Source organism: Gracilimonas tropica DSM 19535 (assembly GCF_000375425.1).
Taxonomy (GTDB): Bacteria; Bacteroidota; Rhodothermia; order Balneolales; family Balneolaceae; genus Gracilimonas; species Gracilimonas tropica.
The window spans coordinates 65,615-77,587 of sequence record NZ_AQXG01000003.1 but is presented as its reverse complement, the minus strand read 5'-3'; the positions used below and the strand labels follow the sequence as shown (position 1 = coordinate 77,587).

The 11,973-nt window shown below is 40.5% G+C and carries 9 protein-coding genes; all 9 read right to left on the bottom strand.

Features of this window, described 5'->3' with window-relative positions; genetic code table 11:
- Positions 1-84: 84 nt before the first annotated feature.
- Entirely contained in the window at positions 85-2,148 is a 2,064-nt protein-coding gene (locus B151_RS0106770) for a hypothetical protein (RefSeq protein WP_020402855.1), read from the bottom strand.
- Positions 2,145-3,002, bottom strand: a complete 858-nt coding sequence (locus B151_RS0106765; protein ID WP_020402854.1) for a glycoside hydrolase family 191 protein — start codon at positions 3,000-3,002, stop codon at positions 2,145-2,147. The genes B151_RS0106770 and B151_RS0106765 overlap by 4 nt, the downstream gene beginning before the upstream one ends.
- Positions 2,999-4,627 (bottom strand): HD-GYP domain-containing protein, encoded by a 1,629-nt coding sequence (locus B151_RS0106760; protein ID WP_040516724.1) that lies wholly within the window; start codon positions 4,625-4,627, stop codon positions 2,999-3,001. The genes B151_RS0106765 and B151_RS0106760 overlap by 4 nt, the downstream gene beginning before the upstream one ends.
- A 9-nt stretch (positions 4,628-4,636) precedes the next feature.
- Entirely contained in the window at positions 4,637-6,292 is a 1,656-nt protein-coding gene (locus tag B151_RS0106755; RefSeq protein ID WP_245550368.1) for an MATE family efflux transporter, read from the bottom strand.
- The gene (pelF, locus tag B151_RS0106750; protein ID WP_020402851.1) at positions 6,264-7,847 is read right to left on the bottom strand and encodes a GT4 family glycosyltransferase PelF; all 1,584 of its coding nucleotides are present in this window, start codon (positions 7,845-7,847) and stop codon (positions 6,264-6,266) included. The genes B151_RS0106755 and pelF overlap by 29 nt, the downstream gene beginning before the upstream one ends.
- Entirely contained in the window at positions 7,844-9,025 is a 1,182-nt protein-coding gene (locus tag B151_RS0106745) for a glycosyltransferase (protein WP_169332195.1), read from the bottom strand. The genes pelF and B151_RS0106745 overlap by 4 nt, the downstream gene beginning before the upstream one ends.
- A 19-nt stretch (positions 9,026-9,044) precedes the next feature.
- Positions 9,045-9,980, bottom strand: coding sequence for a response regulator (locus B151_RS0106740; protein WP_020402849.1), 936 nt, complete (start codon positions 9,978-9,980; stop codon positions 9,045-9,047).
- An 8-nt stretch (positions 9,981-9,988) separates the two neighbouring features.
- Complete coding sequence (locus tag B151_RS0106735) at positions 9,989-11,128, bottom strand: hybrid sensor histidine kinase/response regulator (RefSeq protein WP_020402848.1); 1,140 nt, start codon at positions 11,126-11,128, stop codon at positions 9,989-9,991.
- 117 nt (positions 11,129-11,245) lie between these two features.
- Positions 11,246-11,971 carry a PspC domain-containing protein gene (locus B151_RS20390; RefSeq protein ID WP_020402847.1) on the bottom strand — a complete coding sequence of 242 codons (726 nt, stop codon included), beginning with the start codon at positions 11,969-11,971 and terminating at the stop codon, positions 11,246-11,248.
- Positions 11,972-11,973 lie beyond the last annotated feature (2 nt).

Below are 11,973 nucleotides of genomic sequence, written 5' to 3'. Positions count from 1 at the left end.
TCCCTGTTTTTACACGATAAAAAACTCATCGTTATGATCAACAAAAGCAAAGTGATCAATAAGCCAGAGCTGAATGTAAAATCTCTATTTTTTAAGCAGGCGTGCAGCACGTCCCTGATCCTCCGGATATATATTTTTTAATACTCCGTCTATAGTAGACTCTTCCTCCCGATTCACAATCTCGTAGACAATAGCCTGATCGGTCTCGTGGTATACTTGAAGTTTTCTCCCTTCCAGTTCTCTGAATGATTCGAGCCATTGTTCAATATCTCTCATCGTACTTTGAGCATCGTATAAAATACCTTGTTGGATTGATCCATAAGGCGGTTTCTCCACAAATATAAAAATGCTGGCCGGTGGAACTTCCTGTACTTCTGTTCGCTGTTCTGCCGGTACAGTTAAATATTGCTGATACAAGGAATCAATAGCTCCATAATTATTTAGAAAATATTGATAATTCATAAAATAGTGGCGGTTTAAGGAAAGTTCTCTATCCAATTCAGGTCCTACCGTTGCATACGTATAGGGCACTCTTTCATTGATGATTTCATAATAGGCTTCAAAAAAACCGTTGGGCAGTGTTTGAGGGAACATTCTGTTACGATCAAATCCTCCTTGAAATATCAAAAGGCCGGCAGCGGCTGCAACCATTATCACCGGCGAGAGGTAAGGAACAATTTTTTTGAATGAGGAATGAAGCCACTCAAGAAACAAAAATAATGAGTATAAACTGATTCCAGCCACTATACTGATAAATATCCCATACACCATATTTAACTGATCCGGATCAACCCAAATGTATTGATACCCAAAATAAGGCGTGTACACATACGAGAGCACGGTAAAGAATGAAATAAAGACGATCAGATCACTCACTCTTTTTTGTTTTTGAATGATGTGCCGTAAAGCAAACACTAATAAAAGTACAATCCCCCAAATCAAATAATATATACTTAGGTCTTGCAGCGGGATAATCAGGTTTGGTGTAAAACTAAAAACCTGGGTATTGAATAGTTGATCCTGAAAAAAGGTTTTAGCCGATATACTATTTATCCAGCAATACAGGATGAACGGGCTGAGAGTCAGCATTACGGTTCCCATCAGGTAAGCCATAATACGCCCAAAATTTTTCCAGAAGTTTCTGCCGGGTATTGATATGAAACCGATTATTAGAAAGGGAACAAGAACCATCAGTAAAACGAAAATATCTGTCAAACCCGTTGTAATGATCCCCATAAAGATAAAGAACCAAGGTGTGCTTCCACCTGATCTGATATTCCTCAAGAACATAAGCATAGTTGGAAGTGCAAAACTAAGGGCAACGGCAAGGGAAGACGAGCCGGATTCCAGCTCCATGGAAATCGGTAAAAATAGTGAAGGAAACACAGCGTAAAGCATTGTGCCAAACAGCGCTGCAGCAGGATATTTTTGGCCAGTGATATCCCGAATCATCCAATAAATAATGACCGCCAAAAAGAAACTGATCAGTCCGCCGGCTAAGTGCAGGATCATCTCAGGACTTACTTGCGTAATGGTGCTGAAGAAATTAATAAGTGAATGCATTCCCTTTGGGGCCGGAAATCCCTGAAAATATTGTTGCAAACTCAGATTCTTCACTGCATCCAATTCAAAATACCAGATACGGCTAAAGGGAGCAGAATTTTGAATTGCAGGAATGATCCGTAAACCGGCCCCTGCTAAAGCAATCAGGATAGCAGCAATGGAATATGGATTGGATACACTAAACGTAAAACTACTTTTAATTTTATCACGGATATCAGAAAGCCCAAGCTCTTTAAGTTGCTCGATCAGCCGGATATGACCGGCTACCAATGCATGCTCAGCGGCAGTGAAAATATCAGGTATATTTTCCCCCTCCCAGGTTCTTTTGAAGAATTTCACCAACAGAGGCAGCATTAACAGGAAAAAAAGGATACTGATGAAATCATATATGTTCAGGGAAACCAGCAAAAAACTTCCCACCACTAACAGGCCTCCAAGACTAATCCAAGAGAAGACCAACCGGTCAATGCCTCTTTTTTTACTGATAAACCTGAAGAAAAGCGGTGTGATCACCCCAAATACAAACAAAAATCCAATCAGGAGCCTTAACAGAGAAAATATGGCTTGTAACTCGTAATTCATCATCTCCCGTGTGTTAACCTATTGGCTACAGAATCCACCTTTTCAGGGAGCTTTGAGAGAGCGATGTTACTTATAAAATAAGGCCGCCCAAGGGTATCTAACCTCGATCGTATTTGTTGCACTTGGATAGGATTCCCGGCATAGTCCAGAATCAAAAAAGGAATTTCCGTATTCCGGATGTATTCATTCAAATACCCCAGTCTTTGGTTGAAAACACTATCCGTACGAATTAAATACTCACGGTTCTCAAAATCATAATCCGAGGCCAGTGATTCCGTAAGGAAAGCATCGATATAAGGGCCCGTTCTGTCCAAAAGAAACAATCCTGCATTCTGAATGATGAATAGGTTAGGATATTTAAGGCGAAGCGAACGGATCAGCTCTGCCATGTATGGCTGCAGATCTGCCCTTTCAGTTTCTGGAGAAACGGCATCAATGGTATCCAAAAACAGCCCATCCATACCTTTATCAACAACGGCCGGTATAACCTGATCGAGTAATAAAGAACGTACAGCCGGGTTTTTTAAATCCAGATAAGAACTTTGCCAAATTTTATTCTCACCCCGAAAACCGAGCTCTTCCATTTTGTTGAAATACCAGCGGTTTGGATCAACTTCCCCTAAAGTAACATATCCAAAGATCCGGGTGCCTGTTTCTTTTAAGGATTTGATCTCTTGGCTGTTATAGAAATCCGGTTCAACAATAACCATTTTATAGGGGGAAACTTCTTTGGGAGAAAGCTTAGAGTAACAAACACCAAAGGGAGTTAGTGAGGTCAGCTCAGGCTTTTCGGGCTTAATTTGAGAACAACCGAAGATCAGATTCATGACAAAAAGAAGTAAAAAAAAATACCTCATTGATTCTCTTGTGTTCCTAAAGCAATGCAAGCTTCCCATCCTAACGATTGAATAAGCTGTATGGCAGTTGGAATAAGCACCATATCAAATTCTACATCTGCTCGTTTCATAAGGCCATTTGATAGTTGTTTAATCCATTCTTCTCCCGTTTTAGATTCATCCCCTTCATTTGATTCTATGAAATCAACCACATACTCAAACATGCCTACGATCTTTCCGGTCCATGGAATCTCTTCAGAGCTCAATCCCATGGGGGATCCGCTTCCATTCACCCACTCATGATGAGTTCTGATGCCTTCTATCACATCATCATGAACCGAAAGGTGTTCGATCAAGTCGGCCCCAATAATTGGATGATCAATCTCAGTTCCGATCGTTTTTCCGGGATCAACACTAAGAGCTCCAACATATCCGATATCATGCAGTTTAGCTGTTTGTTTAATGATCTCCATCTCATCATCTTCAAGCCCAAAGAACATTCCAAACCTCTGAACAAAAGAGATCATCCGCGGAGTATGAAACCGGGTTTTTTCCCTTCGCTTTTCAAGTAAACGGATCATTTGGTAATAGGAGTTCAACAAGTCGTCCGAAAAAGATTGGTTTTGCTGCTGATATTTCAATAAACGACTAAAAACCCGTGCCCAACTTTTCAACTCAATGGTTTTATTTGTTTGGCCGTCAGCAGGTTTTTCTAAAAGCAGGACTCCCCGATGACCATTTTCTTCAAAAGGAACCATTTCAAATTTATTAGGAAAACGTTCAGATAGAGACCTCCCTTTTTCGGATAATATCACCTCATTTTCCGAAGTTTTGATGAAAAGCTCTGCACCGGTTTGGTTAAACACTTTTGTTATTTCCTCATCCACCCCAAAGGATGCAATAACAGAATGAGCTTTATCGGTAAGCTCAACAACTGCCCCAAATGTTACTTTTTGGTAATGCACCATGTACCGAAGCATAACTTGAGCCAATCCGGGCGTATTCAATCGTCCGCTGCCAAGATCTGAGATGACAGGTTTTACCTTTTCCCTGTAATCTTTTTGGGGATTACTTTCGAGTTCCTCGAGCTGTATGAGCCATGTGGACAGTATTCTCCCTACAATTGATAATTTAGGGGTGATCTGATCGGGGCTTTTGGTATAAGGACCGGCACAATAAATTCCCCAGAACTCCCCATCTTTATTGAATAATGGAATGTGCTCACATTGGCCGATAGCATGAGAAGTGATGCCTTGTTCCAGAAACACATCATCCATGCCCATTTTCTTTTCCAGGTTTTGAAGCTGATGCTCAAAATTCTTTACATATTCTTTTTCTTGAGGATTTTCTTCATGCGGTTCCCTATCGTTCTCCTTCTTTTGCAGGATGTTCTTTGTGATCACGTGCCTGCGATCCAAGATCAGCTTTTCATCCTTTAATTTGTATACAAAGTGCACCGGAGCTTTATACAAGTGATCCATCCAGTTCACTATTTCACTAAAAGCGGGCACCTCTTTTCTTGAAAAATGTTCGGCTGAAAGTTCCCAAAATTCAAGCTGTTCTTCGGTACCAAAGGCCTCCATCGAAAAGGCTTTGCTTAGCCGGTTTCCGACTGTATTTATATAGCTTTTTACGTCTTTGATCATAATGAACCCCTAAAATGCAGAGTAATAAAAGTAATCCAAATGTTTAAAAAATCTTTTTGCCAAGATACCTGTCGTAATTGCAAAGACAGCTGATCCGGCTATTAGTCCGATCACCGCATATTCCAGTCCGAATATTCGGCTGCATAAAAACCCGGTTATAAAATTTACGAATAAAGCCCCGGCCATAGCATATATCACCAGTTCAGGGCGATTGAGAGTAAAAAAGAATAAGCTGTTCAATAAACCATAAACTAAAAAGACATAGCCAATACTCGCCATCCAAAACACTTTAAAGGTCATGGGATTAGCAAAAAAATCTGAAATTTCCGGGACTTGATCTTCAAATGCCCTTAGGCTCAGAACTCCAAAATATGTCACTAAAATTGATACCCCGCTAATAAACAAAAGTAATAAAACCTGTTTCACATAAAATCTTCTAAAAAAAGAATTAAAGGATTTAATCTTTGAAATGAAGGCTGATTTTTGGACCGGTATCAAATTCAACGAAAAAGAATGGATACTGTATTCAAGCATCGCAATTGTGATTACAAGGGTTAAAAGCGCCCAGTCCATTCCCAGCTCATATGGCGTATTGAACCAAATAATATATTCCGGAGGCGGTGGCCCCGCTGACCAGGCCAGCAATCGGTCCATAAATAAAAAAGTGAAGTAGCAGAATCCATAGATGAAATAGCGATAGGTGTTGTAGTAATTCACCTCTGCTTCCGGCAGCGATTGTTTGAACAATTCCTGCCGCAAAGCATGGATCTTTATCCGGTAATAAACAACTGCATAAAGTGTCATAATGACTGTTCCGGTAATAATTCCAAGCCATTGAGATACATAGATTCCAAATTCGGCAAAATCCATCCCAAAAATAACAACGGCGGTACCTGTCAAAATACCCACCAATATCATGGTTCGTTGTTCAGTGGCAAATAGTATGGCCGCTGAAAGTAATAAGAATGAAATGAGAACCATGTAAACCATGGAAAGTATCATTAGCTGCTGTGGGTAGAAAGGCAGAATCAGGTTCAGCGTAAAGATCGCCAATGCAGCAAGCAAGACTACCGGAACCGCGAGCTTCATTACAGACGAGGTAGCTTTTGAGGCAAGATAATAGTTCCCTTCTCCCTTATACCTGGAAACCAGTCTGCCCAAAGTTTGGATAAAGCCACCGGTAACAATGAACGAAATAATAGTGCCCAAGGCTACAACGGTTGCTTGCGCTTCGTTGAAGTCAAACCAGGCCCAAAGTGCATACTCAAAAATGATGATGGCTATGATCTGTGACAACATGGGCAACGAGAACACCATGCCTTGCGAGTAGTATTTCAAAAAGAGTTTTAATGACCGAAAGAATCCTCCAAACTCAAAGTCTTCCTCCTCTCGCAGCTTTTCGGCAGGTTTTTGGTTGATTCGATCCTTAATGCGATTAAAAACCTCATCGGCAAGATCAAATACAGTATCATACCCGAAATCAGATCGGGCATCTACGTCCCTGATACCTAAAGATTCTATGGTTGCAGCCACCGCCCATTTGCTAAGGGGATTGCCAACCATCTCATGAACCTGATCCGTAATTTCTTTCACCGCCTCTGCGTATGAGATGGAATCAGTTTGAATATTTGGATCCTCAAACATAGGCAGGCTCCATACTTTCAAGATGTTCCAACAGGTTTTTAACAGACTCTACCTGTACCTTTTCACGCAATGGAGTTCTTTTTTTGCTACACAGATCAAGATAGGATTCATAATAAGCATCCACAGAAATCTCTGTCTTAAACGTCAGAAGCACTCTTTCTCTTGCTTTCCTTCCGTATTCCAGACGCAGGTCATCATCTTTCAACAGCTTGATCACTCCATTTGCTATATCCTGAGGTGAACGAGGCTTGCACAATATTCCGCAACCTTCAAGTGCATCCCGAATTCCTCCCACATCGGTAGCTACAACAGGCCGGCCGCAGCTCATGGATTCAATGACCGTATAAGGAAATCCCTCTGAAATGGACGTTAGAATAGATATATCGCCTTCATTGAATATCATGCTGGGTTGATCATGAAATCCACCGAATTCAAAAGTATCCTCAAGATTCAATTCTTCAACCAGCTTCCGGCATTTTTGCACATATGGTTTGTCAACTTCAAGGCTTCCATAAATCTTGAATTTTACACCGGGGATCTCTTTTCTAACTAGGTCAGCAGACCTTATCATTGTTTCAATATCCTTAAGCGGAAATACCTGAGCCACTGCAATAACGGTTGGGGTATCACGTGTTTGACGAGGCTTGGGAGTCGGCTTGAACACATCCGTATTTACCCCATTATAGATGGGTTTGATGTTCTCCTCGTTAGCTTCAAATCTTTTTTCCCATGCTTTATTAGCTGTTGTAACCGGAGATATTTGGTCTGCAGTAAAATATACCGAGCGACTAACCAGGGTTGACAGATCCACCAATAGTCGCTTTGAAAAGAATGGCATATCTGCCTGTCCCACATTAATTAAGCGCTCTCGCATATAAACCCCATGATCGGTTACTATTCCGGGAGTTCCATACTCGTATTTAGCGGCGATGGAACTGAGTGCAGGAAAACCGGCAAGCGTTGCATGGCATACATCAATATCCTCTGAGACATCAACAGCAATGGGCATCAAAAAATGATACAGCCATCTCATTCCAAAAGTGAGATCAAATACTCTGGGTTCTTCGCTTTCATGAAGATCGGCATCCTCAAAGTAGTTCAGGATTGCACTTTTAAACTCAACCCATAACAGTGGTTGGCGCAGCGTTTGTTTGTAATCAAAATGCTGAAAGTATTTCCAAAGGCCGTAAAGCACATCACTTATTCGCTGAACATCGGAATACGGATTTAATAAACAATCGATAAAATCTTCAAAAATTGGCTTGAATAAAGTCTGGGTTATCTGCTTTGTTGCTTTAGATTTCCTTTGAATTTGAAGGGAAAACGGACGGTCGTTATCATAATAATCCGAAGGTTCGTCCACGCCCCATAAAGGGACATGAATGATTTTTTTGATGTTTTCCGGCAAGCGGTAACGGCTTTCAACATAAGGGTTTCCGGTGATGGCTAATACGTGAAAATCCACCTTCTCCTTCAGTTCCGTACATAATATATGCGCCCAGGTAGAAACACCTCCTCCGCTGTAAGGATAAGATCCTTCGGTTTCGAATAATATGAGGGGTTTATCGGTGCTCAATTTCGAACAGTGTTTTTATGTGCTGCCAAAGAAGACATCAGTTCCTGATATTCATCAAAGAGCTTGGACCAGGTATGATTATCTCGGACCAAATTAAATTTAGACTCTATCGCTTTTTTGAATTCATTTGTTGAGTTCCAAAGCCTTGTTATCTCATCGACGTGATACGAGATGGTTGTTTTTTCAGAAAAACTAAGGCCAAACTTTTGATCAAAATCCCCTACCTGGTATCCTGCCGGCAACGCTTTTGAAGCTAAAGCCTCAAGCATTACCAAAGGCTGAGATTCATTGTGGCTTGTGATCAGTAGAAAATCAAACTCGGGGAAATAAGAGCGAGCAGACTTATTCCAGACTAAAGTAACTTCAGGAAATGCTTTTGCAGTTTCTATCACCCGATGCTTAAGATCCTTCTCATTGGCATCACTAAGCAACATGGTAAAAATCGGATCGATGTCTAATTCCCGAAAAGCACTTACATAATCAAAAAAAGAAAGTGGGTTTTTCATTTCAGCACAACGTCCTACCCACCCAATATGGGGAACTTTCCTCCTTGACTTCTCACTCACCAAGAAAGAAACAGGAATGCCGTTGGGGATATACGCTACATTTTTAGCCCCAAGTTTTAGTTGCTCTGAAATATTCACTTTCGATACCGAAATAACTTGATCGGCATGCTGATAAGTAAATCTGGCAAGCTCTTTGAACCAGCCTACAGTTTCTTGCTTTTTGATCTCATTTGTGGGAATCTTATATCCACATTCCAAAGCCGATGCTCCCATTTGAACTTCCTTCCAATAAATGGCATGCTCTGTAAGCAACATTGGAATCTCTAACACTTCGGATAACTTTGCACCAAGCCAGCCGGCAAAACCGGTATTAGCCACATGAATCAAATCATAAGAGGCTGAATCTATACTCATCGTTTGGATGAATTCTTCATACCAGCTATCCAATCCGTTAAAAGAAGCCTCCGAAAATTCAGGTGGAGAAATCCTTAAAAATTCTTGAATATTGGGAGTAACAGGATACAGTGCTTCATTAGGATCCAGTCCTTGAAATTCATCAGTAGCAATCTGGATAAGAGTGAATGTAGTATCCGAAAGATGACTCAAATATTGATAAACCCATTCACTGACACCTCCTCTATACCACGGATACGTTCCTTCTATGATGAGCATCACATGCATATAAAATAGATCAGGCGTTCGATTTTTTAAAAAGACGATACAAAATTGAACCGGATTGTTTGATCAACCTGGAGATCAGCTCAAATTCTTCTGATGAAAACAATACCGATCTTTTTATGATGAGCAAACCAAACATAGGTGCGTTTTCCGGGACCTCCATGTTGTTCATCAAAAGCTCTCTCTCACTGATAGCAAAGAGCGGGACACCTATTTCTGCTGCGAGACCGTGTTCTTTAGAATAATCAACAAAAAACCCCAACTCCTTGTTAAACACATGGTTGCTCAGGTACGACTCTTTATGTTCCTGTAGATGATCAAAGCTATCTTCAGCTGTTAAATTTTGGAATACTGAAGTATCAATATCACGCTTTGAAGTAGAATGCAGTAAATTCGTTTTACCATCCTGAATCATCCAAAAACCGGCAAACTGAGGATTAACCAATTCTCTTACGCCATTGCATAGCGTTTCAATAGTATCATGGAATGTGCCCGAAATAGCCGTTTCCATTAACTGCATGACAAGCTGATCTTTTTTCTTTGACTGACTTTCGTCCAGGTTCTCAACCCTAACATCGGTCACAAGCTTCATCCGGATGATCTCCCGGACTTTCTCTTTGTCGTTATTAAGAAGCTCTTTTTTAATAAAATCAGCCGCTCCAAGGTCAAGAGCTTTCTGCTCCTTCTCTACGGTTGGTAAGTTAGTCATGATGAGTACAGGGATCTTTTTCTTTTCCTCATCAAGTCGTATAGATTCCAAAAATTCAAGCCCTGATATACCAGGCATATGTATATCCGAAAGTATCAGATTTACATTTTGCTCAGAAAGAATATCAATGGCTTGTTGAACATCCTGTGCAGATATTACAGTAAATTCATCTTTCACAAGATTCTTGATCATCAGATGAATAGGTTCATCATCGTCGATAACTAAAATTTTATACTTCATTTTCTAAATTAGTGATCTTTTCTTTTTTGAGGCAGACGCAGAACGAAAGTAGTTCCCTCATCAAGCTGCGATTGAACTGAAATTTTTCCGCCGTGTAACTCAACATAAAGCAGGACAATATCTAATCCAAGACCGGTTCCCAATTCTCCGCTTGTGCCTGTCGTTGAATAATCTTTATTGGTAAAAATATCCGGCAGCATTTTCTCAGGTATTCCGATTCCTGTGTCCCTGACTTCGATGAAAACATCCTGCTCTTTTAAGCTAACGTGTACTGCAACTTTTCCACCCGATGGAGTAAACTTGAGAGCATTTGAAACCAGGTTATTCACCGCTATTTCCACTTTATTTTGATCAACCTCAGCTATTATGTTTTTGGGCTGAATGGTGAAATCAAGGCCAATATTTTTCACGAGAGACTTAGCTTTGTTCATAGAGATCACACGTTCGATGATCTCAAAGACAGCCACTTCCTCATAGTTCAGTTCTTCGGATCGTACCTTACGCGATTCACGATCAAGAACCTCCCGCACCAGGTTCAATAAATTGGTTCCACTTTCTTCAATGACAGAAAGCATTTGTTTCTTTTCATCTTCGGACACCTGATCAGAGTCTTTCATTAACTTCACTAATCCAATGATACCGGTAAGTGGATTTTTGATATCATGGCTCACCGTCCTAACCAGTTCATCTTTCTTTTGGTTCAAGCGGCTGAGTTCAACTTCTCTTTCCCTTAAGATTTTTATACGTTCATTGAGCTGCTGTTGAAGAAACCGAATCTGTAAATGCGTCTTAATTCTCGCTAAGGCTTCTTCTTTTTGAAAGGGTTTGGTGATATAATCTACGCCGCCGGCTTTAAATGCCTGAACTTTATCGTCAGTTTCGGTGAGTGAGCTCAGAAAAATGACGGGAATATCACTTAGTTCGGGTGAGTTTTTGATCTGTTGAATAACACCATAGCCGTCAATATCAGGCATCATGATATCCAACAATATAAGGTCGGGTTTATACTCTTTGGCCATATCGAGAGCTTCTTGTCCGTCTCTTGCCTCAATATGTCGAAAACCTTCTTTGCCTAAAACACGAGAGAGTAAATGCAGATTTGCCTCAGTGTCATCAACAATTAAAATTAAGCTGTCTTTTAACTCCAATGAAATTTCATATTTGATTAGTTAAAGCCGATGAATGTATTTAAGCGACTAATCTAAACAAATTTAATTGAAATTAATTAATTAACAGATTGAATTGACTGATTTTTATTACCAATCTCAGTAGCTGAAATCATCCATCATTTCGATAGGCTCTTTGGGCATAGCCATCGAAAGACCAAGATAGATCAAAAGGCTGGCGCCCCATCCCATAAAGAAAGCCGCTACAAATATGAACCGTACAACGGTAGAGCTTATTCCGAAGTAATTGGCTAAGCCGCCGCAAACTCCGGATATCTTCTTGTCTGTTCGAGATTTCATTAATTTTTTGGAAGTGCGATAACCGTATGAATCAATAGATGAGGAGGTCTTATAACCGGATGACCCAGATCCTGACTTAGAGTCCAGTGCGTTGTTTAATTTTCCGGAGGTGGCAGAAAATTCTTCTGATCCCGGAATGTCGGAGTAGCCGGATTGAGATGCTTCTTTTTTCTTGCGTGCCTTTTTAGCTTTTCGTTCTTTTTTACGATCACCAACAAGATATCCAAAACCAATCAATGTAATGAGAGCACCCCCAATAATAGGTAATCCACCTATGGCTCCATTTACAAAATTACCAAATTCACCTATATCCAATCCAACCCATTGTACCAGAAATGAGAGTGCCATGAAGATCATTACCATTCCAGATACAGTTGCTATGTTCCATATGCTTTTACCCGTTTCTTTCTCTTCTTCCTGAAGAAACTCCTGCATGGTAGAATTCAGTTCAAATTCATTGAATTCCAGCGTAGCCGTGCCGGTTTGTGATTTCGTTTGTGCCGATGATTTAGTTCGTTCTGCCATAA

Excerpts from the sequence above, each read along its gene's own strand:
- B151_RS20390 (WP_020402847.1), bottom strand. The coding sequence starts at position 11,971 with ATGGCAGAACGAACTAAATCATCGGCACAAACGAAATCACAAACCGGC.
- B151_RS0106740 (WP_020402849.1), bottom strand. The coding sequence starts at position 9,980 with ATGAAGTATAAAATTTTAGTTATCGACGATGATGAACCTATTCATCTG.
- B151_RS0106745 (WP_169332195.1), bottom strand. The coding sequence starts at position 9,025 with ATGCTCATCATAGAAGGAACGTATCCGTGGTATAGAGGAGGTGTCAGT.
- B151_RS0106760 (WP_040516724.1), bottom strand. The coding sequence starts at position 4,627 with ATGATCAAAGACGTAAAAAGCTATATAAATACAGTCGGAAACCGGCTA.
- B151_RS0106770 (WP_020402855.1), bottom strand. The coding sequence starts at position 2,148 with ATGATGAATTACGAGTTACAAGCCATATTTTCTCTGTTAAGGCTCCTG.
- B151_RS0106765 (WP_020402854.1), bottom strand. The coding sequence starts at position 3,002 with ATGAGGTATTTTTTTTTACTTCTTTTTGTCATGAATCTGATCTTCGGT.